Origin of the sequence: Stackebrandtia albiflava (genome assembly GCF_007994225.1) — a bacterium.
Lineage (GTDB): Bacteria > Actinomycetota > Actinomycetes > Mycobacteriales > Micromonosporaceae > Stackebrandtia > Stackebrandtia albiflava.
Genome location: NZ_VLLL01000005.1, coordinates 790,294 through 815,057, shown reverse-complemented (window position 1 = coordinate 815,057; position 24,764 = coordinate 790,294). Strand labels below are relative to the sequence as shown.

25 protein-coding genes are annotated in these 24,764 nt (G+C 70.9%); 12 read left to right on the top strand and 13 right to left on the bottom strand.

Translation table 11 applies throughout. From position 1 onward, the window contains the following. The first annotated feature begins 202 nt into the window (after positions 1-202). The gene (locus LX16_RS04675) at positions 203-874 is read left to right on the top strand and encodes a DUF3159 domain-containing protein (protein WP_147133621.1); all 672 of its coding nucleotides are present in this window, start codon (positions 203-205) and stop codon (positions 872-874) included. On the opposite strand, the gene LX16_RS04670 is transcribed toward LX16_RS04675, so the two are convergent. Then, on the bottom strand, positions 847-1,368 hold the full coding sequence (locus tag LX16_RS04670) for a hypothetical protein (protein WP_147133618.1): 522 nt from the start codon (positions 1,366-1,368) through the stop codon (positions 847-849). The two genes, LX16_RS04675 and LX16_RS04670, sit on opposite strands and share 28 nt — an antisense overlap. A 162-nt stretch (positions 1,369-1,530) precedes the next feature. On the opposite strand from LX16_RS04670, the gene msrB reads away from it, so the two are divergent. Next, positions 1,531-1,932: a peptide-methionine (R)-S-oxide reductase MsrB gene (gene msrB / locus LX16_RS04665; protein ID WP_147133615.1), complete on the top strand. Its 402-nt coding sequence runs from the start codon at positions 1,531-1,533 to the stop codon at positions 1,930-1,932. A gap of 21 nt (positions 1,933-1,953) precedes the next feature. On the opposite strand, the gene LX16_RS04660 is transcribed toward msrB, so the two are convergent. Continuing rightward, positions 1,954-2,934, bottom strand: a complete 981-nt coding sequence (locus LX16_RS04660) for a serine hydrolase (RefSeq protein WP_147133612.1) — start codon at positions 2,932-2,934, stop codon at positions 1,954-1,956. Positions 2,935-3,014: 80 nt separating this feature from the next. Here LX16_RS04660 and LX16_RS04655 point away from each other — a divergent pair, with 80 nt between their 5' ends. After that, positions 3,015-3,446, top strand: coding sequence for a GNAT family N-acetyltransferase (locus LX16_RS04655; protein ID WP_147133609.1), 432 nt, complete (start codon positions 3,015-3,017; stop codon positions 3,444-3,446). A 5-nt stretch (positions 3,447-3,451) separates the two neighbouring features. On the opposite strand, the gene LX16_RS04650 is transcribed toward LX16_RS04655, so the two are convergent. From LX16_RS04650 to hemE, 5 genes are all read right to left on the bottom strand, one after another. After that, positions 3,452-3,889, bottom strand: coding sequence for a hypothetical protein (locus tag LX16_RS04650; RefSeq protein WP_147133606.1), 438 nt, complete (start codon positions 3,887-3,889; stop codon positions 3,452-3,454). Between the two features lie 53 nt (positions 3,890-3,942). Next, positions 3,943-5,355, bottom strand: a complete 1,413-nt coding sequence (locus tag LX16_RS04645) for an APC family permease (protein ID WP_147133603.1) — start codon at positions 5,353-5,355, stop codon at positions 3,943-3,945. A gap of 165 nt (positions 5,356-5,520) precedes the next feature. Next, entirely contained in the window at positions 5,521-6,228 is a 708-nt protein-coding gene (gene hemQ / locus LX16_RS04640) for a hydrogen peroxide-dependent heme synthase (protein ID WP_147133600.1), read from the bottom strand. 62 nt (positions 6,229-6,290) lie between these two features. Further along, complete coding sequence (hemG, locus tag LX16_RS04635; protein ID WP_147133596.1) at positions 6,291-7,688, bottom strand: protoporphyrinogen oxidase; 1,398 nt, start codon at positions 7,686-7,688, stop codon at positions 6,291-6,293. A 4-nt stretch (positions 7,689-7,692) separates the two neighbouring features. Continuing rightward, on the bottom strand, positions 7,693-8,736 hold the full coding sequence (gene hemE, locus LX16_RS04630) for a uroporphyrinogen decarboxylase (protein WP_425304408.1): 1,044 nt from the start codon (positions 8,734-8,736) through the stop codon (positions 7,693-7,695). A 268-nt stretch (positions 8,737-9,004) separates the two neighbouring features. Here hemE and LX16_RS04625 point away from each other — a divergent pair, with 268 nt between their 5' ends. Then, positions 9,005-9,604, top strand: coding sequence for a dihydrofolate reductase family protein (locus LX16_RS04625; RefSeq protein ID WP_244615762.1), 600 nt, complete (start codon positions 9,005-9,007; stop codon positions 9,602-9,604). A 31-nt stretch (positions 9,605-9,635) separates the two neighbouring features. On the opposite strand, the gene LX16_RS04620 is transcribed toward LX16_RS04625, so the two are convergent. Continuing rightward, positions 9,636-12,020: an Hsp70 family protein gene (locus LX16_RS04620; RefSeq protein WP_147133586.1), complete on the bottom strand. Its 2,385-nt coding sequence runs from the start codon at positions 12,018-12,020 to the stop codon at positions 9,636-9,638. Positions 12,021-12,153: 133 nt separating this feature from the next. Here LX16_RS04620 and LX16_RS04615 point away from each other — a divergent pair, with 133 nt between their 5' ends. Further along, a complete protein-coding gene (locus tag LX16_RS04615) occupies positions 12,154-12,738 on the top strand; it encodes a DUF3000 family protein (RefSeq protein WP_147133583.1) in 585 nt (194 codons plus the stop codon). A 6-nt stretch (positions 12,739-12,744) separates the two neighbouring features. Here LX16_RS04615 and LX16_RS04610 read toward each other — a convergent pair whose 3' ends face one another. Then, entirely contained in the window at positions 12,745-13,566 is an 822-nt protein-coding gene (locus tag LX16_RS04610; RefSeq protein ID WP_147133580.1) for an isocitrate lyase/PEP mutase family protein, read from the bottom strand. Between the two features lie 111 nt (positions 13,567-13,677). Continuing rightward, positions 13,678-14,424 carry a hypothetical protein gene (locus LX16_RS04605; protein ID WP_147133577.1) on the bottom strand — a complete coding sequence of 249 codons (747 nt, stop codon included), beginning with the start codon at positions 14,422-14,424 and terminating at the stop codon, positions 13,678-13,680. A gap of 229 nt (positions 14,425-14,653) precedes the next feature. Between LX16_RS04605 and LX16_RS04600 the strand changes: the two genes are divergently transcribed. The 5 genes from LX16_RS04600 (at position 14,654) to LX16_RS04580 (ending at position 22,007) form a co-directional block, all read left to right on the top strand. Further along, positions 14,654-15,877 carry an HRDC domain-containing protein gene (locus LX16_RS04600; RefSeq protein WP_147133574.1) on the top strand — a complete coding sequence of 408 codons (1,224 nt, stop codon included), beginning with the start codon at positions 14,654-14,656 and terminating at the stop codon, positions 15,875-15,877. A gap of 296 nt (positions 15,878-16,173) precedes the next feature. Continuing rightward, on the top strand, positions 16,174-17,373 hold the full coding sequence (locus LX16_RS04595; protein ID WP_147133571.1) for a thiolase family protein: 1,200 nt from the start codon (positions 16,174-16,176) through the stop codon (positions 17,371-17,373). A gap of 4 nt (positions 17,374-17,377) precedes the next feature. Continuing rightward, a complete protein-coding gene (locus tag LX16_RS04590; protein ID WP_147133568.1) occupies positions 17,378-19,453 on the top strand; it encodes a 3-hydroxyacyl-CoA dehydrogenase NAD-binding domain-containing protein in 2,076 nt (691 codons plus the stop codon). Positions 19,454-19,700: 247 nt separating this feature from the next. Further along, positions 19,701-20,654, top strand: a complete 954-nt coding sequence (locus LX16_RS04585; RefSeq protein ID WP_211354284.1) for a zinc metalloprotease — start codon at positions 19,701-19,703, stop codon at positions 20,652-20,654. Positions 20,655-20,822: 168 nt separating this feature from the next. Further along, complete coding sequence (locus tag LX16_RS04580) at positions 20,823-22,007, top strand: peptidoglycan DD-metalloendopeptidase family protein (protein WP_211354283.1); 1,185 nt, start codon at positions 20,823-20,825, stop codon at positions 22,005-22,007. A gap of 12 nt (positions 22,008-22,019) precedes the next feature. Here LX16_RS04580 and LX16_RS04575 read toward each other — a convergent pair whose 3' ends face one another. After that, on the bottom strand, positions 22,020-22,235 hold the full coding sequence (locus LX16_RS04575) for a hypothetical protein (protein ID WP_147133565.1): 216 nt from the start codon (positions 22,233-22,235) through the stop codon (positions 22,020-22,022). Positions 22,236-22,351: 116 nt separating this feature from the next. Between LX16_RS04575 and LX16_RS04570 the strand changes: the two genes are divergently transcribed. Beyond that, positions 22,352-22,636, top strand: coding sequence for a GNAT family N-acetyltransferase (locus tag LX16_RS04570; RefSeq protein WP_147133562.1), 285 nt, complete (start codon positions 22,352-22,354; stop codon positions 22,634-22,636). Between the two features lie 227 nt (positions 22,637-22,863). After that, positions 22,864-23,403 carry a DivIVA domain-containing protein gene (locus LX16_RS04565; protein WP_158645477.1) on the top strand — a complete coding sequence of 180 codons (540 nt, stop codon included), beginning with the start codon at positions 22,864-22,866 and terminating at the stop codon, positions 23,401-23,403. Positions 23,404-23,487: 84 nt separating this feature from the next. On the opposite strand, the gene LX16_RS04560 is transcribed toward LX16_RS04565, so the two are convergent. Both LX16_RS04560 and LX16_RS04555 read right to left on the bottom strand, forming a co-directional pair. Beyond that, the gene (locus tag LX16_RS04560; protein WP_147133560.1) at positions 23,488-23,775 is read right to left on the bottom strand and encodes a DUF2218 domain-containing protein; all 288 of its coding nucleotides are present in this window, start codon (positions 23,773-23,775) and stop codon (positions 23,488-23,490) included. A gap of 3 nt (positions 23,776-23,778) precedes the next feature. After that, positions 23,779-24,729 carry an ABC transporter substrate-binding protein gene (locus LX16_RS04555; protein WP_211354282.1) on the bottom strand — a complete coding sequence of 317 codons (951 nt, stop codon included), beginning with the start codon at positions 24,727-24,729 and terminating at the stop codon, positions 23,779-23,781. Positions 24,730-24,764 lie beyond the last annotated feature (35 nt).

Below are 24,764 nucleotides of genomic sequence, written 5' to 3'. Positions count from 1 at the left end.
CCGGGCGGGATACCGGCTCGTGACCACGCGGCCCACCCGGTGTGAGGCACCGCGCGGAAGTGAGACCCGGCCGACCTCGTCGCCGGTGTACGGGGGCACACGCGGTGACCCGCGTTAGGCTTACCTAACGAAGTGCCGCCTCGACGTCACCCCCACGAGTCGCCCAGACGTCGCCCCACCGACTGGATAGAGGACCGCCGCCGTGACCAAGCCCGACGACCGGCCGCAGGAATCACTCGCCGCGCTGCTGGGCGGCAGGCGCGGCGCGGTGGACGCGACCATCCCGCCGGTGGCATTCGGACTCGGTTGGTGGCTCGCGGGTCAGTCGGTCGTCGTCGGTGTGCTGGTCGCCGTGGTCGCGGGCCTCGTGGTCGCCGGATGGCGCCTCGGCCGGGGCGGGAAACCCCGCTCGGTGCTCGTCGGCCTCGCCGGAGTCTGTGTGGCGGGCATGATCGCCTTGTACACCGGCCGCGCCGAGGACTTCTTCCTCCTGCAACTGCTCAGCAACGCCGCCAGCGCGCTCGCCTGGGCCATCAGCATCGTGATCCGTTGGCCCCTGCTGGGTGTGGTCGTCGGCGGTGTACTCGGCCAACGCACCCGTTGGCGCCGCGACCCCGACCTGTCGCGGGCGTACGGCCGGGCGAGCTGGGTGTGGGTCTGCCAGTACCTGTTGCGGGTGGCGGTGTTCCTTCCGCTGTGGCTGTGGGGTTTCACCGCGGCGCTGACGGTCGCGCGGGTCGCGTTGACCTGGCCGCTCATCGCCGCGTGCCTGGCGGCGAGCTGGTGGGTGCTGCGCCGCAACCTGCCCGCCTCCCACCCGGGCATACGGCATCCCGTGGTGCCGGTTCAGGCGTCTGCGGCGGTACGGGAGTAGGTCTCGCCCCGGTGGTCCGGCGGAGGTCGTCGGCTCCGATGCGTCACCCACAGGTTGCGGATGACGCACAGCTTCTGATCGAAACGGGTGTCCCGTTCCAGCAGCCCGGCGTCGTACGGGGCCGGCAGGCGCCAGGTACGTCCCGACGCCAGGTACACCACCGGTACCGTCCGGCATCCCCGCCGCTCGGCGCGGATCTCGGTGACCAGGTGCCACTCCGCCCGCATCCGCCACGACCTCGCGCCGGTCGGCCGGACACCGGTCTCGTCCAACACGATTCCGCCCCGGACCGCGTGCGTCGCCGCGAACACCGCCCCGGCGGCACCCACCGCCACCACGACCGGCCACGCCGCCGACCAGGAGAACCGGTGGGTGAGAGCGAAGGGCGCCATCACGGCCGCGGCGGCCGACGCGGCGATCAGGCCCACCCGGGCCGCCCTCGACACCGCCTGGCCGGGAGTCGGCCGGAACCGGATCGGGAGCGCGCCGGGCATCGTCACCTCCGGGTTCCGGCCTACCGCAGTCGTCGCACGTGCTGATCCTGCCACGACCGCAGGTGACAGGCGCCACAATGGCCCGGATCGGCACATCCGCCGTCCCGATCAGACTCGCGCGTGACGGGACGCCGCCCCGCCGGGACGCGCTACCGTGGAGCCGTGACTACCGATCCATGGCGTGAGAAGCTCACCGAGGCCGAGTACCGGGTCCTGCGGGAGGGCGGCACGGAACCGGCGTTCACCGGCGAGTACACCGACACGGAGACGACCGGCGTCTACTGTTGCCGCGCCTGCGGAGCCGAACTCTTCACCAGCGACACCAAGTACCACTCCGGTTGCGGCTGGCCGTCGTTCGCCGACACCGAGAAGGCGGCGGTCACCCTCCACGAGGACGACTCCCTGGGGATGCGGCGCACCGAGGTACGTTGCGCCAACTGTGGATCCCACCTGGGACACCTGTTCACCGGTGAGGGCCTGGCCCCGAAGGACATGCCAGACCAGCGGTACTGCATCAACTCGATCAGCCTGCGGTTGCGTCCCACCGAGTCCGCGTCCGGCTGAGGCCGCCGAGCCGGAGAAGCCTCACGGCGCGATGCGCATCCCGGAACCCGGCAGGCGGCTCACGATGCGCGCGAACCGGTGCCCCATCGCGGCGCGCGCGGCGTTGGCCGGATGAGTCGCGCCGAAGTCACCGGCCGCGCCCTGGTCACCCGCGTACAGGCTGTAGGTCATCACCGCGGCCCCCTCCGAGTCGGCGATGACCCCGGCCTCGCACCGCTCGTCCGTCGCCGCGTCGAACCACCCCGCCTTGGTCGCGACGCGGAGCCGCTGCGGTGTGGGCATCCGCAACCGGATGCCGTCGGTGAACGCCTCGGGCGACCGCGCCAACCGGACGATCCGCCCGGTGGACTCCGCCGACAGCAACTCCCCCGCCATCAGCGCCCGCCACAGGTCGTGCTGCTCACCGGGCGTGGTCCGGCCCAGCAGGAACCCGCCGCCGGCCGTCTCCTGCACACGGGTGTGTGTAAAACCGTGCGCCGACATCAACCCGTCGACCTCGTCGGCGGTCACCAGCTCCGCGCACAACCGCACCGCGGTGTCGTCGGAGACGGTCAACATGTTCGCGAGCACGTGCCCGACGGTGACGTGGCTGGGGTAGGCGTCGTCGTACACGAATATCCCGTCCCCGTCGTGTGAGGCGGCCCGCGCGGTGACGTCCAGCAGCCGGTCGACGTCGAACTCCCCGTCGTCGACCTTGCGCATCACCGCGATCGCCACCGGCACCTTGTTGGTGCTCCACGCCTCCAGTTCCCGCCCCGACTCCCGGTCGATGGCGTCCACCGCAGAACCGTCCCGCCGGTTGACGCTGATCCTCGCCCGCCACCAGCCGCCCGCCGCCTCGCTGTACCGGGTGAACACCGCACGGATCCGGTCGGCCGCCTCCTCGGGATCGGACGCGGGCGCCTCGTCCTCACCGCTTCGCGCCGGGGACGGCACCACGGCCCCGGCGGCGGTGACCGCGCCCAGTTCCAGTAGCGACCTGCGGCTCATCGACATCGGCATGACCGGTGTCCCTCCCGCGCGGTGCGGCCCTTCGATGACTTCCGCGCGACGGCGCCACCGCGGTGTGCTGAGATGACGGGATGGATGCGGTGGTGGTCCGGCGCTTCGCGGAACTCGACGCGGCGACGCTGTACACGTTGCTGCGGCTGAGGGTCGCGGTGTTCGTGGTGGAGCAGGAGTGTCCGTACCAGGAGTTGGACGGCCGGGACACCGATCCCGAGACCCGTCACCTGTGGATCGCCCGGGACGGTGGTGTCGCCGCCTATCTGCGGCTGTTGTCGGACCGGGAGGGCGGTTACCGCATCGGCCGGGTGTGCTCGGCGTCCGACGCGCGGGGCGAGGGTCTCGCGGACCGGCTCATGCGTGAGGCGGTGCGGCTGACGGGTCCGGCACCGGTGCGGCTGGAGGCGCAGAGTTACGCCCTGGGGTTCTACAGCCGTTACGGCTTCCTTCCGGACGGGCCGGAATACTTGGAAGACGGCATTCCCCACACTCCGATGCTACGCCCCTGACCGGTTCACTCCTCCTCGTCACCGTGGAACCGGCGCTGGAACCAGGCGGCGACCGAGGCGAGCACGTCGCCGTACTCGGGGTCGGTGGCGTCAATGCGTCCCAGGTGATCCCCGGGCATCAGGTGCCGCCAACGGTGAGCCGTCGTGGAGTCGAACTCCTCGGCCTGATGGATCCGCCGCAGGATCGCCGGCCGGTATACCAGCCGGGCCCGCCAGCCTCCCAGGTAACGCCCGGGCAGGAACGCGGACACCGGCCGGCGCCGACCGTGTGAGAACCCCACCACGGTCACCGTCTCGTGGCCCATGCCGGCGAAACCACCGATCACGTGCAGACGTGACCCCGCAGGGAAGATGCCGTGACTACGGAACCCCTGCTTGTCGCCGTCATAGGGGTACGGCAGCAGGGTGGCGACGATGCACCATTCGGCTCGCGGGGCCGTCATGCCGCGAGGATAAGGCCGGTGCGGGTGAATCCGCCACCCGGTTCTCCACGCGCTCAGTCGGTGGCGACCTCGCGGCCGCGTTGCGGCCGGTGGTGCGCGAAGTAGGTGATCGCCCACAGCACCACGCCGACGGCCAGCAGCACTCCGGCGATCCGGTACTGCTCGGGATCACGGCCCGACCAGGGTCCCACCAGGAAGGCACTGATCAGGGCGCCCAGCACCGGGACCACCGTGGGCGCTTTGAAGTGCTTGTGCGCCACCGGTTTACGACGCAGTACCAGCACCGCGACGTTGACGACGGCGAATACCGCCAACAGCAGCAGCGAGGTGGTACCGCCCAGCAACCCGACGTCGGCGTAGGTCGTGAGGCAGATGGCGATGGCGGAGGTGAACACGATCGCCACCCACGGGGTGCGGCGCCGCTGCGCGACCTTCCCGAACACCTTGGGGATGACGCGTTCGTTCGCCATCCCGTACACCAGGCGGCTGGCCATGAGCATGTTGATGAGCGCGGAGTTCGACACCGCGAACACCCCGATGACGGAGAACAGCCACAGTGGGAAGCCCGGCGCCCCGGTCTCCAGGACACGCAGCAACGCCCCCGCGCCCGGCTGCTCCGGGTCGTCCCCGACGAGGACGTCGATCGGCACCAACCAGGACGAGAAGACCGCGACCGCGACGTAGATCAACGCGGCGATGCCCATCCCCGCCAGCATCGCGCGGGGGAAGATCCGGGGGTTGGTGGTCTCCTCCGCCATGTTGACGCTGTCCTCGAAACCCACCATGGCGAAGAAGGCCAGCGAGGTGCCCGCCACCACGGCGAAGAACGCCGACTGGTCGGGGGCCGGATCGATGTCCATGACCCGGGAGGCGTCGCCCTCGCCCGACATCACCGCCAGCACCGACACCACGATGATGATCGCCAGACCGGTCAACTCGATCAGTGTGAACACCACGTTCACCCACACCGACTCCGATACGCCGCGCAGGTTCACCACGGCGAACACCAGCAACATCATCGCCGCCACGATCACGACGGCGGTCTCGGTGTCGGGCAGCCATTGGAACACCTGCGGCAGGTAGTCCGACGCGGCCGCCCGCGCCGCCGAACCCGCCGACGTCATCCCGGAGGACATGACCGTGAAGGCCACCATGAAGGTCAGGAAGTGGATGCCGAAGGCCTTCTGGGTGTACAGGGCGGCCCCGGCGGCCCGGGGGTACTTCCCGACCAACTCCAGGTAGCTGAACGCGGTGAGGAACGCGGCGACGAAGGCCGCGGCGAACGGGATCCACAGTGCGCCACCGACCTTCGCCGCGACCTGACCGGTCAACGCGTAGATTCCGGTACCGAGGATGTCGCCGACGATGAACAACAGCAGTAGCCCGGGGCCGATCGCCCGTTTGAGTTCGGTGGGAGGGGGTTCCTCCGGGGCGAGCGTGACCGGTGGGGTAGGTGTGTGACTCATCGCCACGTATTACCCCATACCGGACCACCGAACCGGGTGACGACACGCGGAACACCGTCCGGGACGCGGCGCGGACACCGTGGTGACACGGTGCTTCACCTGCGGGCGAGACGAAGTGGCGGACCGTGGGCGATCGTCCGTGACCGCCCACGGTCCCACACCCGGTTACGGCAGGCTGTTGACGATGTCGGCGACCTCGCGGCGGCGTCCGGTGTAGAACGGGGTCTCCTCACGGACGTGACGACGGGCGCGCGAACCGCGCAGTTCCCGCATCAGGTCGAGGATCCGGTGCAGTTCGTCGGCCTCGAACGCCAACATCCACTCGTAGTCCCCGAGCGCGAACGAGGCGACCGTGTTGGCGCGGACGTCGGGGTAGTCCCTGGCCATCTTGCCGTGCTCGGCCAGCATCTCGCGGCGTTCGGCGTCGGGCAGCAGGTACCACTCGTACGAACGCACGAACGGGTACACGCACAGGTACTCGCGGGGCTCCTCGTCGGCGAGGAACGCCGGGATGTGGCTCTTGTTGAACTCCGCCGGACGGTGCAACGCCATCTGTGACCACACCGGCTCCAGGTGCCGTCCCAGCGAGGTCCGCCGGAACTGGCCGTAGGCGGCCTGCAGGTCGTCGCTGGAGGCGGCGTGCCACCAGATCAGGAGGTCGGCGTCGGCGCGCAGGCCGGCGACGTCGTAGGTGCCGCGCACCGTCACGTCGCGTTCCGCGAGCTGTTCGTACAGGGCCTCCACATCGGAGGCCAGATCGTCCCGCAGGCCCGGGAGCGGAGTGGTGGCCTTGAACACCGACCACATGGTGTATCGAATGGTGTCGTTGAGTTCCCTGATCCGTGCGGCATTGGGATTTGCACCGGTTGACATGCCGGAATACTGCCTCACCGGCGTCACGCCGTGACCGTCGCCCCCCGCGCCGTGGAGACGGGTCACACCGGTGCCGGGATGCCGAACCACTTGTCGCCGAGCCGGTCGGCGGCGTCCTGCCCGGAGGCCACGCACGCCGGGATGCCGACACCGTCGAAGCCGGCACCGGCCAGCTCGATCGGGTGTCCCGCAAGCGACGCGCGCGCCGAACCCACCCGGTCGAGATGGCCGGGCCGGTACTGCGGCAACGCGCCACCCCACCGCTGCACGACCGCCTCGACGGGAAGGGGGAGACTGCGCCGCAACACCGCCGACAGCTCCGCGTGGGCCGTGTCGATGAGCGCGTTGTCGTCGCGCCGCAACGGCGCGGTGTCACCGTAGCGGCCGATGGACATCCGCACCACGGTGATCTTCTCCGCCGCCAGGTGCGGCCACTTCCGGCCGAAGAACGTGCCCGCCTTGATCGTCATCCCCTCGGACGCGGGCACCAGGAAACCGGAACGGTCCGGCAGGTCCACTGCGGGCAGCACCAGGGTCACCAGCGCGAGCGAGGCGTAGTCCAGTTCGCCCACGGTGGCGGCGACCCCGGTGTGCAGCGGTGCGAGCAGCCGGGCCGCCGGGCTCGCCGGAACGGCGAGGATCACCGCGTCGGCGTCGAGGTGGCTCGGGTCCCGGGTGGCACCGATCTCGGCGCGCCACCCCTCGGGAGTACGGGTCAGGACCCGCACCGGCGCGCCGAGCCGGATGTCGGCGCCGGAGGCGTCGGCGACCGCCCGCACGAGCCGGGAAAGGCCACCCTCCACGGTGCCGAACACCGGGCCGGAGGCCGCCGGGGTCGCCGCCAGCGTCGCGGCGGCGGCGCGGGTGAGACTCGTGTGGCGGCGGGCCGCCGCGGCGAGCCCGGGCACCGTCGTGGCGAGCGACAGGTCGTCGGCGCGTCCGGCGTACACGCCGCCCAGCAGCGGATCCACGAGCCGGTCGGTCAGCCGGTCCCCGAGCCGGCGGCGCGCCAACTCCCCCACCGAGACGTCCTCGTCCTCGCCCAACAGGGGTTCCTCCGAGGTGGCCTCGTCTCTGATCGAGGCGACGTCGTCGGCGGGGACGACCCCGGCGACGGACTCGGCGTCGGCGGGGACGCCCATGACGGTGCGGGCCGGCATGTCCACCAGTTCACCGGCGACGTACAGACCGGCCCGGACCGGCGCGGGGTGACGGATCAGGTCGGCGAGTCCGACCCGCTGTGCGAGGGCGACGACCTCGGGCCGCCGTACCAGGAACGTCTCCGCGCCGGTCTCGACGGGCAGCCCGGCGATCTCACCGGTGAGGATCTTTCCGCCGAGTCGTCGCGCCTGCTCCACCACGGTCACCTTCACGGCGTCGCCGTAGCGGTCCCGCAGCCGCAGTGCGGCGGCGAGTCCGGTGATGCCGCCGCCGACGACGAGCACGTGCCGACCGGTCATCACGTCACCGCGCGCTGTGCCGGTGGACGTGCTCCACCGTGCGGGTCAAGGCGTCGGGGTCGGTCTCGGGAAGCACGCCGTGGCCCAGGTTGAACACGTGGCCGGGGGCCGCGGCGCCCTCGGCGAGCACCCTGCGCACCTCGCGTTCCAGCACCTCGTCGGGTGCCATGAGCGTGCACGGGTCCAGGTTGCCCTGCAACGGCCTGCCGCCGACGAGTCCGGCGGCGGTGTCGAGGGGGGTGCGCCAGTCGACCCCGACCACGTCGGCGCCGGCGTCGGCCATCGCGGTGAGCAGGTGACCGGTGCTGACTCCGAAGTGGATGCGGGGGACGCCGCGGTCGGCCACCGACGCGAGCACCCGGCGCGAGTGCGGTGCCACGAAGGACTCGTAGTCGGCGAGCGACAACGCCCCGGCCCAGGAGTCGAAGAGCTGGACGGCCGAAGCGCCCGCCTCGATCTGCACCGACAGGAACGTCGAGGTGATGGCGGCCAGTCGCTCACACAGCGCGTGCCACACCTCGGGCGCGCCGTACATGAGCGCCTTGGTCTGGACGTGGGTCCGGGACGGCCCGCCCTCCACCAGGTAGCTGGCGAGGGTGAACGGCGCGCCGGCGAAACCGATGAGCGGTGTCCCGCCCAGTTCCCGGCGCAGCAGGCCGACGGCCTCGGTGATGTACGGGACGTCCTCGGGGGTGAGGTCCCGCAGGCGCTCCACCTGGTCCATCGTGCGGATCGGCTCGGCCACGACGGGGCCGGTCCCGGGGACGATGTCGACGTCGACGCCGACCGCGGCGAGCGGGACGACGATGTCGGAGAAGAACACGGCGGCGTCCACGTGGTGGCGCCGCACCGGTTGCAGGGTGATCTCACAGACCAGGTCCGGGGTCCGGCACGCCTCCAACATGGGGATGCCCTCACGGACCTTGCGGTACTCCGGCAACGACCGGCCCGCCTGCCGCATGAACCACACCGGGGTGTGCGTGGTGTCCTCCCCTCGGCAGGCTCGCAGGAACACCGACTCGTTCAACACACCGTTGGTAGCCATCATCGGAATCATCACACGACGCCCGGCGCGACAGGCCACCGCGACCCGGTTCTCCGCCCTCGGTCACAGCGTCGCCGGTCCCGCCCTGCACGTGGCACCCCGCGACCGGCCGACGTGGAGCGCGCCGGATGTCGCGCGGTGAGTGTCGTCACCGTCACCCGACTACCATTCAGGGTCTCGGCGTCGGCGGGACGAACCGCGGACGCGTCGACCGCCCCGCGTGGGACCACGCGGGGCGATGGACGGACGGAGGTGTCACGCCTTGACCATTGTGACCGGATCGGTGTCGATGTCACTGGACGGATTCGTCGGACCGGAGCCCGGTGAGGACGGCTCCGGCGTCCACGAGCGGTTGCACCGCTGGATGTACGACCTGGTCGCCTGGCGGGAACGGCAGAACCTGGAGGGCGGCAGCCCCAACATCGACTCCGACGTGGTCGCCGAGGAGTTCCACCAGGCGGGCGCGTATCTGCTCGGCCGGAACACCTTCGACCTCGGTGAGGAGCGTTGGGGCGAGGATCCGCCGTTCCGGGGCCCCGTCTTCGTGGTGACGCACCGGCCGCGCCCGGTCCTCACCAGACGGAACGGGACCGTCTTCGCCTTCGTCACCGAGGGCTTCGAATCGGCCGTGGCACAGGCGAAGTCCGCTGCGAACGGCATGGACGTGTTGTGTACGGGCGGCCCCGACGTCCTCCGTCAGGGCCTGTCCACCGGCCTGCTGGACGAGCTGCAGATCCACATGTCACCCGTCGTGCTCGGCGGCGGAGTGCGGCTGTTCGACGGGCTGGCGAACTATCCGCTGGAGTTCACCATGGAGCGGGTCATCCACTCCGGCACGGTGACGCACCTGCGGTTGTGCGCGGAACGCTGATCCCGGCCGCGCGGAACGCACGTCCGTCCGGTCAGGTCGTGACCGGACGGACGTCGATCCGGTCGAGGGTGGCGCTGCACACGGCGAGGTCGTCGCCCACGGCGGTGAACGCGATCGCCGGTATCTCGTCGGTCTCGCCGTCGGGTTGGACGTCGAACTCGTCGACCACGTCACCGGTGTCCACGTCGAAGACGCGGACGATCCCGCCGGCGCCGCCCACCGCCAGCAGGGCACGGCCGTTCCACTCGACGATCGCCAACGCCGCGGTGCGCGAGTCGGCTTCGCCGTACTCGCCGAGTCGTTCGCCGGTGGTCAGGTTCCACAGTGAGACCGGTTCACCGGCGCCCATCGACACGGCGACCACCGGGCCGCCGTCGATCTCACCGGCCGCCAGGGCCGTCGCGAGGTGACCGGAGACCCGCAGTTCGCGTGGCACCGAGTCGCCGATGAAGTTCTGGCTCCAGACGAGGTTGACGCCGGAATCGGCCGCGACCACGGCCGACTTGTCCCCGATGATCACCGACTCCAGTTCGATCGACATGTCGGGGGCGTCGGTGAACGGCAGCACCTGTTCGCCGGTGTCCAACCGCCAACCCCGCAGCCCCTGGAAACTCTCGTCGCCGGACACCACGAAGGTGGAGGTACCGGCCCGCATCAGCGCCAACGCCCGGATGCCGGAGGCGTGTCCGGTGTACTCGAAGATCTGCTCCCGCTCGGTCAGGTCCCAGACCCGCACGACGCCGTCGCCGTCGCCGGTGACGGCGATGGGCACGTCGTCGGCCGTGGTGCCGACCGCCAGCGCGGTGACGGATGAGTCGTGCGCGTCGATGCGGTCGAGCGAATCACCGGTCGCGACGTCCCACAGACACACGCCGCCGTCCTCTCCGGCGGTCACCAGGGTGGGCCGTCCATCGACCGCCACGGTGTCGAGGTCGATCACCGTGCCCTCGTGCCCGGTGAACACGGCGGGGCCCTCCAGCACCGGGTCGGCCTCGAGGGTGTCGTGACCGCCCTGGGCCTCGTCTCCGAGGCCGAACCAACCGGTCCTCGACGCCACGATCGTCGCCACGACGAGGACGGCGACCACCAGGGCCACCACCCGCAACGGCCCGGGTATCCGGCGGGGCCGGTCGGGGGTCGGCGTCGTGTCGTCGGGAAGCGGCTCGGCGGCGACCGGCTCCGCGGGCGCGGCCAGTGTGGGTTCCTCGGCGGGCTCCGGCGCGGGTTCCGTCGCGGGCGGTCGGTCCGGGGCCGGTGGGACCTCGGCGCCGTCTTCGCCCCGGATCACCTCGGTAGGTGTCGGTGCGGCGACGGGCGCGTGCGCCATCACCGACGCGGTGGCGATCTCGTCGGCTCCGGTTCCACGGACCCGGGGTGCGGTCGCCGCGCCCTGTGCCACCACGAGTTCGGGTTGCTCCAGTGTCACCGGCGCGATGCCGAACCGCCGGTGCAGCAGGGTGCCGACCAGCGGCATCCGGCTGCCGCCGCCGACCAGGTACACCACCGGCTCGTCGCCGGTCCCGGCCGAGGCGGCCACCGTCTCGGCGAGATCCGCGATGGCGGTGACCGTGGGGTGCGCCAGTCGCTCCAGTTCGGCGCGGGTCAACAGGACCTCCCGCTCCAACGTGGGCAGGAACAGCTCGGTGCTGCTGTGGCGCGAGAGTCTCACCTTGGCGTTGCGCGCCTCCTCGTACCACTGGCGGCGACTGCGCCGCGCCGCCGCGGTGTCGGAGTCCAGCCAGCTCCAGTCGCCCGACGCCGCCGGATGCCCGCGTAGCCACTCCGCCACCAGGGCGTCGAGGTCGGTGCCGCCGATGTCGTCCCGGCCGCCGACCGCCAGCACCTCGAAACCGGTGTCGACCCGGCGCACGACGCTGACGTCCACCGTGCCGCCGCCGACGTCGACCACCATCAGCCGGTGCCCGACCGGAAGCGGGTCGCCGGGCCGGGTCGCGAAGTATGCGGCCGCCGCGACCGGTTCGGGCAGCAGCCGGACCTCACCCAGACCGGCGTCCTCGGCCGCCGCCGTCAACAGGCTGCGGCGGGTCTCCCCCCAGGTCGCGGGATGGGTGAGGACGACCTCCCCGCCTCCGCCGGTGACCCGGCGGTACTCGTCGGAGACCCTGCGCAGGACCGCGGTGAACAGCGCCGTCACCGTCACCTCCTGCTCCCCCAGCAGGACCGAACCGTCGTCGACACGGCGTTTGGGATGCGGTTCGCACCTTGCCGGGTCCCGCCCGGCGGCGTGCAGGGCGTCGGTTCCCACCAGCAGGGCGCCCGCCCGGTCGGCGTACACGGCCGAGGGAAGCAGCGGTGAGCCGTCGAACAGCAGGGGGTTCGGCCCGGATCGTGTGACGGTGACCGCGACCGTGTGCGATGTACCGAAGTCGACACCGAGACTGGGCTGGCCTGGCATGGGGTCAGGCTAGCAACGACACGCCATCGCCCGCGTCGGGCGGACGAGCGGAAACCGTCGACATTGCGCAGTGGGCGCCGGGCACCGGCGTGCCCTGCGTCGAACCGTTGCGACGGGGCCTTATGGTGGCACGGTGGCAGCGGCGACCGCACTCGGCGACCAGGCACCGGGCATCTTCCGCGACGCGGTGGCGTCGCTGCGCGCCTGGCGTCCGGACCGGCGGATATCCATCACCGAGATCTCGGCCCCGCGCGGCATAGCGCCCTACGCGTTCGCGGTGAGCGCGGAGGTGGGTGCCTCGGATTCACCGGGCACGTCGGGCCGGCTGGTCCTGTTGCACGACCCCGCGGGCCATCCCGCGTGGGAGGGGACCCTGCGACTGGTCACCCACCTGTCGGTGGCGGTGGACGAGGACATGTACACCGATCCGGTGTTGTCGACGGTGGCGTGGGCGTGGCTCGTGGACGGGCTCACCGACGCGGCGGCCGATCACGCCGCCATCGGCGGCACCGTCACGTGCACCACCGAGACGCGGTTCGGGGCCCTGCGGGATCCGGACGAGTTCCCCCGGGACGCCACGGAAGCCACATTGGACATCCGGGCGTCGTGGTCCCCGGTGGGCACCGATCTCACGCCGCACCTGCAGGGCTGGTGCCTGCTGCTGGCCGCGGCGGCCGGCCTGCCGCCCGACGAGTTCTACATCCGGGCGGCGGCCTGACCGACGTCAGCGGCTCCACATCGCGTTGACCTCGGCGAAGCCGAGCCCGTCCGTCAGCGACGTGTACCCGCCGGTCTCGAACAGCTCCGTCGCCGCACGGCCCGCCAGCGCGTACGCCGCCAGGGTGATGCCCGGGCCGACGCTGACCCGTCGCGCCCCGGCGGTCTCCAGTTCCGGCACGGGCGGTGCGCCCCCGCCGGCCATGACGTTCAGGGGGGCGTCGATGCCGTCGGCGAGTTCTCGGACGACGGCGAGATCGGCCACGCCCGGCACGAAGATCCCGGAGGCACCGGCCGCCAGGTACCGTGCGGCGCGTTCGAGGGCGACGGCGGTGCGGCCCTCGGGTTCTCCGATGCCGCCGAGGAAGTTGTCGATGCGGGCGTTGACGAACAGGTCCACGCCGGCGTCGGCGGCGGCCTGCCGGGCGGCGGCTATCCGCTCCGCCTGCGCGGTGACGTCGCGTAGACCGCCCTCGTGGGCGTCCTCGATGTTCACGCCGACCACTCCGGCGGTGAGGAACAGCCGTACGGTCTCGGCGACGTCGTCGGGGGTCTCGCCGTAGCCCGACTCGATGTCGGCGGTGACCGGCACGGACACGCTCCGGGTGATCCGGGCGACCGCGTCGACGGCGGCGGCCCGGTCGAGCCGGTCGCCGTCGGCGACTCCGAGGCTCCACGCCACGCCCGCGCTCGTGGTGGCGACGGCGTCGGCACCGGCACGGGCGATCACCGCGGCGCTTCCGGCGTCCCAGCAGTTCGCCAGGCGCAACGCGTGCGGGCCGTCGTGCAGTCGGTGGAATCGGGTGGCGAGTTCGTGGATATCGGTCATGGCGGCAAATCTAACCGCGGTCCGCCGGGTGACCGGCGGGAATCCGACACGAACCGTGCCCGGCGGCCGGAGGCGGCCCGGCCACCGGGCACGGAACGGAACGGAACGGTCTTACAGGTAAGGCGTGCACGCCAGGGTGAAGTCGAGCCACAGGTCGTCCAGCTCACTCTCGGAGGCGTCGGCGTCGACCGCGTCGAAGTAGGCGCCCAGGGTGTCGAGGCACTCCTGGAGTCCCTCCGCGTCCTCGGCGTCGCCCTCGGCGATGGCGAGCTGGTCCTCCAGGTCGTCGACCTCGGTGGTCAGGTCGTCGACCTGGCCCTGGAGGTCGCTGCGGGTGGAGGACAGTTCGGCGGCGAGGTCGTCGGCCTCCGAACTCTTGTCGAACCAGAGGAAGCCGAAGACGCCCGCGGCGATGAGCAGGAGCGCACTGACCACGGCGAGTATCGGCACCGCGGGGCTCTTCTTCGGCGCGGCCCCGGCCGGCGGCAGCGGCGCGAAGGAGGTGGGAGGACCACCGAGCGGCGACGGCCCCACGCCCGGCCCGGTGACGGGGGCCGCGGGCATGGCGGTCGTCGCACCGGGCTGGTAGCCCGGCTGCTGCGGGATGTACGGCTGTCCCGGCGCGGGCGATGCCGGCTGGCCGGAGACCGGCTGTTCGTACGCCGGGGCGGGTTCCGGCGTGGTCGGGTAGGGCACCCCGGCCCCGGGCTCGGAGGCGTACGGCGACGGCTGTCCCCCCGCGGGAGCGGGCGGTGGACCGTACGGATTCTGGGGAGCGGCGTCACCACCGTACGGGTTGTTCGGGGTGGGTTCGGGATTCTGTCCCGGAGTCGGCTGTCCAGGGCCGTAGTTGTACATCTCTGCCCTCCACAAGGGATTGTCACCGGCGCGGGCTCACGACGGAGGAAGCGGGGGTCACACGCCACCGGGGAGCGGCACGACGCGACCGTTGGTAAAGCACTCTAATCAGTGATCGCCAGTCCCGATTCGGCCGCGGAATCCGAAAAGTCCACCCTTAAGGGTGACCTGCACCGGTATACCGGTGGGCCATTGCCCATGACACGCCGTACCCCCGTACGGTTAGGAGGTGTCCGAAGATCACACCGAAGCCGAAGCCGCCGACCCGGTACTGCTGACCGAGCCTCGCGACGGCGTCCCGGAGGTGGTGGCCGACGACACGGCGCTGGAGGCGGTGCTGGATGCCCTCACCGCAGGCTCCGGGCCGGTCGCCGTCGACGCCGAGCGGGCGTCCGGTTTCCGCTACCTACCCCGGGCATACCTTATCCAATTGCGCCGCAACGGTTCCGGCACCTTCATGATCGACCCGACCCGATTCGACGACCTCACCGGGGTGGGCCGGGTCCTCTCCGGCACCGAGTGGATCCTGCACGCCGCGAGCCAGGACCTGGCGTGCCTGGCCGAGGTCGGGATGCGCCCCTCCTCCCTGTTCGACACGGAGCTCGCGGCGCGCCTCTGCGGCATGGAACGGGTGGGACTGGCGGCCCTGACCGAGCGGCTGCTCGGGTACCGCCTGGAGAAGCACCACTCGGCGGCCGACTGGAGCACCCGACCGCTGCCGGCGGACTGGCTGAAGTACGCCGCGCTGGACGTGGAACTGCTGATCGACCTGCGGGACAGACTGGACGCCGAGCTGCGCGCGCAGGGCAAGCGCGACTGGGCGGCCGAGGAGTTCGAGGCGTTGACCGCCAGTCGCCCGGCCGAACCGCGCAAGGAGCCGTGGCGACGCACCTCCGGCATCCACCGCGTGCGGGGCGCCCGCGCGCTGGCCAGGGTGCGGGAACTGTGGCTCGCCCGCGACGAGCTCGCCCGCTCGTTGGACAAGGCGCCGTCGAAGATCGTTCCCGATCCGGCCATCTCGGACGCCGCCATCGCGGATCCGTCCGACGCGGCGGGGCTGCTCGCGATCCCGGGGTTCCAGCGCAGGCACGGCCGGGCCAACATGAAGCGGTGGTTGGCGGCGCTCGCCCGCGCCCGTGACGCCGCCTCCGGGGAGTTGCCCTCGGTCACCCCGCTGCACGACGGCCCGCCGGCCACCCACCGGTGGGCGTCACGGGACCCGGAGGCCGCGGCGCGACTCAAACGCGCCCGTCACGCGGTCCTGGAGTTGGCGGAGGAACACCTGATGCCGGCGGAGAACCTGATCGCGCCCGCCATCGTGCGTGGGCTCGCCTGGCAGCCTCCGGCGGAGCTGTCGGTGGACCGGGTGCGTGAGGCGATGGCGGCGGCCGGTGCGCGGCAGTGGCAGGTGTCGCTCGCGGCCACCGCGCTCACCGAGGCGCTCGCCGACTGACGCGCGCCACGTTCGGGCCGCCCGGCCGGGTCTGCCGGAATGGATCGATGGGCGCCGAATCGCACCGAATGTCCGTTTCCTCCCGTCGTGACTCCCGGCCGCGCGCGCATTTCGCCCCACCACGCCGAGTCGGACGGTGGGGGGAGGGCGAAACGGGGTTACTTGCGAGTAACATTCGCGGTGACCGTCCACCCGACGGATGGATCACGGCGACGCGGCCGGCAGGCAACACCGACCCCCGCCGTGACCGTCAGCGTAGCGAGGTGGTCCGCGTGAGTGAGCGAAACGAGCGAACCATGACACACAGTAGCCGCACCGTTCGCGAGGTCGTGTTCGTCGACGGCGTGCGCACGCCGTTCGGTAAGGCCGGAGGCATGTATGCCGAGACCCGTGCCGATGACCTCGTCATCCGTTGTATTCGACAACTGTTGCGCCGAAACCCCTCGCTGCCGCCGGAGCGGATCGAGGAGGTCGCCATCGCCGCGACCACCCAGATCGGCGACCAGGGCCTGACCCTGGGCCGTACCGCCGCGCTGCTCGCGGGACTGCCCAAGACAGTCCCCGGCTTCTCCATCGACCGCATGTGCGCGGGCGCCATGACCGCGGTCACCTCCGTGGCCGCGGGCATCGGCTTCGGCGCGTACGACGTCGCCGTCGCCGGAGGTGTCGAACACATGGGCCGCCACCCGATGGGCGAGGGCGTGGACCCCAACCCGCGCATCCTCACCGAGAAGCTCGTCGATCCGTCGGCACTGGTGATGGGCTCCACGGCCGAGAACCTGCACGACCGGTTCCCCGGCATCAGCAAGGAGCGCGCCGACGCGTTCGCCCTGACCAGCCAGCAGCGCTACGCCAAGCACGTCGACCAGATCGCGCTCGACCTGGTGTCCATGAACACCCGCTCCACCGAGTCGGGCTGGGGCCTGGCGACCCAGGACGAGCCGCCGCGCGAGACCTCGATGGAGAAACTCGCCGGGCTGCGCACCCCGTTCCGCCCGCACGGCCGGGTCACCGCCGGCAACTCGGCCGGTCTCAACGACGGCGCCACGGCATGCCTGGTGGCGGCCGAGGACGTCGCCCGCGAACTGGGACTGCCGGTCGCGATGCGGATGGTGTCGTTCGGCTTCGCCGGCGTGGAACCGGAGGTCATGGGCGTCGGCCCGATCCCGTCCACCGAGAAGGCGCTGCGCAAGGCCGGTCTGTCCATCGAGGACATCGGCCTGTTCGAACTGAACGAGGCGTTCGCCGTACAGGTGTTGGCGTTCCTCGACCACTTCGGCATCGACGACGACGATCCCCGGGTCAACCCGTGGGGCGGCGCCATCGCCGTGGGACACCCGCTGGCCTCGTCCGGGGTCCGGCTCATGACACAACTGGCCCGGCACTTCGCGGCCAACCCGCACGTCCGTTATGGATTGACCGCCATGTGCATCGGAATCGGCATGGGCGGAACCGTCATCTGGGAGAACCCGGCTTGGTCCGGCGAGGAAGGCTGATCACGTGACCGCTCTGAAGGAATTCCCCAACGAGGTCGTCACCAGGTCGCTGGTGCGTTACGTCAAGGTCCCCGGCATGTCCGGGGAGGCCGCGCTCATCACGCTCGACAACGGCCACGACCACAAGAAGCCGTCCTCGTTCGGCCCGGGCGGTCTGGCCTCGCTCGACGCCGCCCTGGACGAGGTGTTCGCGCGCACGCCGAAGGTCCGGTTCATCGCGGTGACCGGCAAGCCGTTCATCTTCCTGGTGGGCGCCGACATCACCGGCATGCCGCTGATCGAGACCCGCGAGGACGCCCACGCCATCGCCCGGTTCGGGCACGACGTGTTCGCCCGCCTGAAGGACTCCGACATCCCGACCTTCGCCTTCGTCAACGGCGCGGTCATGGGCGGCGGCCTGGAACTGGCGCTGCACTGCCACTACCGCACGCTGTCGCAGTCGGCCGGGGCGATCGCCCTGCCGGAGTGCTTCATCGGCCTGGCACCGACCTGGGGCGGCACCCAGTTGCTCCCCAACCTGATCGGCGCCGACAAGGCGGTCAAGGTGATCATCGAGAACGCCTTGAACCAGAACAAGATGCTGCGTCCCGCCGAGGCGCAGGGCCTGGGCATCAGCGACGTACTGCTCGAACCGGCCGACTTCCTGGAGGAGTCGCTCGCCTGGGCGGCGAAGGTCGCCGACGGCGAGATCACCGTCGAACGCCCCGAGATCGACCGGGGCGAGGCGTGGGACGCGGCGCTGGCCCGTGGCAAGGCGGTGGCCGACATGAAGCTGCGCGGCGCCGCACCGGCGCCCTACATCGCGCTCGACCTGATGGCCAAGGCCAAGACGGTGTCCTTCGAGGAGGGCACCGCCCTGGAGGACGACGCGCTGGCGACCCTGTTGACCTCACCGGAACTCAAGGCGAGCCTGTACGCGTTCGACCTGGTGCAGAAGCGCGCCAAGCGGCCCGTCGGGGTCCCAGACAAGTCGCTCGCCCGCACCGTCGGGAAGGTCGGCGTCGTGGGCGCGGGCCTGATGGCGTCCCAGTTGGCGTGGCTGTTCGTCCGCCGGCTGGAGGTGCCCGTGGTGATGACCGACCTCGACGCCGAACGGGTCGAGAGGGGCGTCGCGTACGTCCACGGCGAGATCGACAAGCAGCTCGGCAAGGGCAGGATCAGCGCCGACAAGGCGGCCCGGTACAAGGCACTGGTATCCGGGTCCGTCGACAAGTCGGTGTTCGCCGACGCGGACTTCGTCATCGAGGCGGTCTTCGAGGAACTCGACCTCAAGAAGCGGATCTTCGCCGAACTGGAGGGCATCGTCTCCGAGGACTGCGTGCTGGCCACCAACACCTCCTCGCTGTCGGTGTCGGCCATGGCCGAGGACCTCACGCACCCACAGCGCGTGGTCGGCTTCCACTTCTTCAACCCGGTGGCGGTGCTGCCGCTGCTGGAGGTCGTGCGCGCCAAGCAGACCGACGACGCCACCGTCGCGACCGCGTTCGCGGTCTGCAAGACGCTCAAGAAGAACGGCGTGCTGGTCGCCGACGCCCCGGCGTTCGTGGTGAACCGGCTGCTCACCCGGTTCCTGGGTGAGATCTTCGCGTGTGTCGACGAGGGCACCGACATCGAGACGGCCGACCACGCCGTCGACGAGCTGGGTCTGCCGATGACCCCGTTCATGCTGCTCCAACTCGTCGGTCCCGCGGTCGCGCGACACGTCGCCGGCACCCTGCACCAGGCGTTCCCCGACCGTTACGGCGTCTCGGAGAACCTCGACCGGCTCGTGGAGGCCGGCAAGTCCAGTGTGTACGTGTGGGACGCCTCCGGCAAGCCGTCGGTGGATCCGGACGTCCCGCAGATCATGCGGTTCGGGGACTCCCCCTCGACGCCCGAGCAGATCCGCGACCGCGCGTTGACCGCGTTGGCCGACGAGGTGCGGCGGATGCTCGACGAGGGCGTCGTCGCAGGGCGCGAGGACATCGACCTGTGCATGATCCTGGGTGCCGGTTGGCCGTTCCACCTGGGTGGCATCACGCCGTACCTCGACCGCACCGGGGTCGCGGAGAAGGTCACGGGCCGCCGCTTCGCCGGATAGCCCGACGGACGGGCGAGGGGTCCGGCGCGCGTCACGCGGCGCGCCGGACCCCTCGCCTCCTCCGATGCGGAATGGGGACGTGCGCGGTTCCCGTGTCGCGCGGGCGATTCCGCCCGTTCATCCTATGTGTACCCACCCGATCGTGTGGACCGGTTGTCACGTGGCGCCCCTGTCACTCTCCGCCGGGTACGATCGGTCACATTGAACGATCCGCGGTTGCGACCGCCTGGGCGTACGGGAGCCCGACATGACCGATGAATCCGACACCGTCCGCTGGTGCGCCACCATGCCGGTGCACCACCGGCTTCTCCGCACCACACCCGAGTACGCGCTCCGCCGCCGGCGTATCGAAGAAGATGCGGAACGCCGGCGCCGCATCGAACGCGCCCGCCGCCGAGAGGCGGTGACCATCCCCGTCGTCGTGCACGTCGTGTGGAACGCCGACGAGGAGAACGTCTCCGACGCACAGATACTCAGCCAACTGCAGGTGCTGAACGACGACTTCAACCGGGCCAACGCCGATGTGGACACCGTCCCGGAGCCGTTCCGTCCACTGGTCGCCGAGGCGCGGGTGCGGTTCAGGCTCGCCGAGACCGATCCACAAGGTGCCGCGACGACCGGGGTGGTCCGAGTCCGCACCGATCACACCGGTTTCGGCCCCGACGACGCGGTGAAGTCCACCGCCACCGGCGGAGCCGACGCCTGGCCCGCGGACCGCTACCTCAACGTCTGGGTCTGCCGGCTGACCGACGGCCTGCTGGGTTACGCGCAGTTCCCCGGCGGACCGGCCGAGACCGACGGCGTCGTCGTGTCGTACCGCGCGTTCGGCACCACCGGTACCGCCACGGCGCCCTTCGACGGAGGGCGCACCACCGTGCACGAGGTCGGCCACTGGCTGAACCTGCGGCACATCTGGGGTGACGACGGTGAGGGCTGCGCGGGGTCGGACTTCGTGACGGACACGCCGAACCAGGCCGGCCCCAGTTCGGGTGTGCCGCGGTTCCCCAAGGTCAGCTGCGACAACGCGCCCCACGGCGACCTGTTCGTCAACTTCATGGACTACAGCGACGACGCCTGCACCGTCATGTTCACCCACGGCCAGGCGGGCCGGATGGACGCGTGCCTGGCGGGGCCCCGCAGTTCCTTCGCGGCGGCGTCCCGGCCGCCGGAACCCGTCGCGGAGCCGGAACCCGCCGCCTGAGGCCCGGCGCAACGGAAATCGCTTACCGGCTGGTAACGGGCCGCCCGTTCCGGCCGGAACCCTCACGGCCCCCGCCGTGAGCAGGCCGACTATGGAAATTTCATAGGAGAACATCGATACCGTGTCGTGATTTTCCTGCGATGTGCTCGTCACGCCGGAAGATCTCCGATGCCCGTTCTCCTCGAAAGGCCCACCATGGCCCGATTCCACGCCCGGCTGGCGACACTGGCCGTCGCCGGCGCACTCATGGCTCCCCTATTCGCCACTCCCGCACACGCCGAGCCCGTCGATCTGGAGCAGGCGGTCGCCGAACGGATGACCGCCGCGACGGCGTCGACGCGCCCGGACCTGAACAGCCTGGACACCGGCGTCAAGGTCGAGGTCACCGACAAGACCGACGACTGGGCGTTCGGCACCGTGGTCGTCACGACACCACGAGGCGGTGAGGACCTTCCGGAGGGCCGCCTCTTCCTCGCCAGGCTCACCGACGACGCCTGGCAGGTCGAACTCGACGGCGAACCGGCGTTCAGGTCGCTGTCGGCCGAGGCCCCGGTGCTGTCCGACAGCGAGCGCACCTCGCTGGGGCCGGATCAGGTCACCGTCGACGCCGCCAACCCACGCACCCAGATGCGCCTGCCGTGGGCCACCGGCCAGACGTGGACCATGACCGGCGGACCCCACCCGTGGGGCAGCAGCGGGGCGTGGTCGTCGCTCGACTTCGCCGGCGGTGACCAGGCCGTGCGTGCCACGCGCGCCGGGAACGCATACACGATGTGCACCGGCTGGATCCGGGTCGTCCACGCCAACGGATTCGCCACCGACTACTACCACCTGTGGAGCAACATCAACACCAACGGCGGCTGGGTCGGGGAGGGCGCCTTCCTCGGCTACACCGGCACCGACGTCACCTGCGGCGGCTCGGCCACCGGGCGGCACGTGCACTTCGGCCTGCGGTACAACAACGTGTACGACTCGATCCACGCCGCCATCATCGGCAAGTGGGTCATCATGAACGGTGGTTCGGCCTACTCGGGTTCGGCCCTGCACGGCTCGACCCGCGCCTGGACCGGCGGCGGCATGTACAACTACGGCCCGCTGTGGGCCGACCAGGGCATCGTCGACGCCAACGGCGGCGGCAGCCTCAACAAACGTTCCGGTCCCGGCACCGGCTACGGAGTGGTCGGCTCGGTCGCGGAGGGTGCCACGGTGACGGTCTCGTGCTCCCAGAACGGGACCACCCACACCGGGCGCTGGGGCACCACCGCGATGTGGAACCGGCTCAGCGACGGCACCTGGATCTCCGACGCCTATCTGATGACCGGCGCGAGCGGTCCCGTCAGCGGTTGGTGCTGATCCCCGGGTCCGTCACCACCACGCGCGGGTGGTGACGGACTCGTCCAGCACATCGGCGTACCGGCCCGCGGTCACCTTCTCGATGAACACCCGGTCGACGCCGGTCGGCTCGCGCCGGAGCAACCGGTCGAAGGCCGTGTCGATGGTGTCGCGGTCACCACTGGTACCCAGCAGCCGCGCCACCTTCGCACATTTCTCGGGATCTATCTCGATGGAGCGCTGAATCATCGTGGTCGCCTTCGGTGTAGGGCGGATGTCGTGGTCAGACTAGTGGAGCGACACGCCTGCGGGCGGCGGAATCGGCAACGCGGCGGCCGCGCGCCGAGGCGTCGTAGGCTCGTGGCATGACCGTGGAGATCACAGACAACCCCGACCGGCAACGCTACGAGGCACACGTCGACGGCAGGCTGGCCGGTTTCACCGAGTACGACCGGCACGACGAGTACACGGTGTTCCCGCACACCGAGGTCGGTGGCGACTTCCGGGGCATGGGCGTGGCGGGCGCATTGGTGAGGGCCGCCGCGGACGAGCTGCGCGCCTCCGGTGGCCGGGCGTATCCGCTGTGCCCGTATGTGAAGTCCTGGTTCGACAAGCATCCCGAGTACCAGGACGTCGTCTACACCCCGTGACGCCGGCCGGAAGCCGACCGTCCATTCGCGTCGGCTTCCCGTCACAGCCCGCCACTTCCGTCACCGACTGTGCCACCATGGTGTCAGAGGACGCCTCTTCGCGCTGCGGACCCCCGGACGACCGGCACTCCTCACGACGGGGCGGCTTCCGGGCCGGGGAGAGGGGCGTCCGCGTCCGATGCGGCCCGTCCCCCGGGCGGCACCCAGTGACTGCCACGGGAGTCCACATGACATGGTCGGGCCGACTCGACTCGATCGGAACCAGTAGGCGTGGCTACCAACCCCAGCAGGTGAGGGAGCTCGTCTGGCGGATCGAACAGACCCTGTCGGGGAGGATCCCCCACGCCGTGACGGCCGCGGTGGTCGGTAGCAGCGCGTTCGACGTGGTGCGCGACGGATACGACATGGCCGAAGTGGACATGCTGCTCGGGGACGCGATCACGCAGTTGCGCGGTCAACCGCCGAGTCCGCGCCAGCCGCCGCCACAACCCTCGCAGGATCTCGATCCCTACTCCCGCATCGCCCTGCTGCGCCGGTGCTGGGAACTGCGCGGCAGACGGTTCCGCAGGGTGCGGTTGGGACGCGGTTACCGCATCACCGAGGTGGACGACTTCACCGACCTCGTGGCGGCACGGTACGGGAACGGCATGGCGGCCAAGCAGGTCGACGAGGTGCAGTTCCGCGAACAGTGGCGTGGCTACGACGAGTCGGCCGTCGACGACTGGCTCGACGACCTGGCGTCGCTGCTGTCGGCCGAGGGCAGGTGAGTGCCGGTGGGGCGACACGGGCGGCGTGCCGCCCCACCGGCGTCGAGGCGGGCGATCCGAATCCGCGCCTCCAGAGGGTGACGGCTACGTGTCGCGCCGCCACTCGACGGTGAGGCCGTCCCGCGCGGCGAACCGTTCGAGGTGGTCGGCGACGACGTACTCGACCCGGCCGAGCAGTGGCTCGTCGGCCGCCGAGACCTCCAGGCGCAGTTCGGTGTCGGTCGCGGTCATCCGCGCCTCACCGAACTCGAACACGGTGTGCCCGGACGACTCGTCGTAGACCGACTCCGCCTTCTTGCTGAAGTGCGAACAGAGCTGCTTGATGTAGCGGCCACCGCGATCGGTGGCGACGGCGGCGGTGGAGGTCGGCACGGCTCACGCTCCCAGGTGGGTGACGACGTCTTCGACGACGATGAGCGCGGCGAGCGGGCCGCCACGGGAAGTCCACAGTGTGCCGTCCACCTCGACGAAGTGGTCCGACTTCACGGCCTCCAGCGCGGCGAACGCGGGCGTCCCCTTCGCCTCGGACAACGCCTCCTCACTGCCGGGGACCAGCGTTCCGACGAACAGCCAGTCGGCGTCGAGCTCGGGCAGGTTCTCCAGGCTCAACGGATCGGTGTGCGCGAAGCCCGGCTCGGTCCCCTCGGGACGGACGAGGCCGACGTCCTGGATCACGAGGCTGGCGAAGGAGTCCTTGAGCATGACGCCGGGGCCGTCGGGGTTCCACCGGACGATGTTGGCGGTCGCGCCCGCGTTGTCCCCCAACGCCTCGGCGGCGTCGCCGACGCTCGTCTCGTAGTCGGTGAGCCACTGTTCGGCGGCGTCACCGGCGTTCACCGCGTCGGCGATGTTGCGGAACGCGGTCTTCCAGTCGTCCTCGACCTTGTAGGTCACGACCGTCGCGGGGATCAACTCCCGCATCTGCTCGAGCTGCTGCTCGTCGATCACGGCGCCGAACAGGACCAGGTCGGGCTCCAACTCCAGGATCCGGTCCGTGGCGGGCTTTCCGATGTCGCCGACGACCTCGATGCCGTCGGTGCGGTCGCCGAGGTAGGCCGGCGGGGTGGTCTGACCGCGACCGTTCACGGTGCCGACCGGTGTGATGTCGAGGGCCAGCAGCGAATCGAGATCCTGCTCCGACAACGCTACAATGCGTTGAGGTTGTTGCGGCACCGTCACTTCCGTGCCGGTGGCGTCGACGACCGTCCGGGTGGCGTCCGATGTGTCCGACGCCTCGGCCGGCTCGTCACCGCCTCCGCAGCCGGACACCGCCAGTGCCGCCGCGGCGGCCGCCGCGGCCAGCCGCAGCATCGAGGTCACGCGCATGGGTCTCTCCAGAAGGGCTTCGGTCTCGCCCGGCG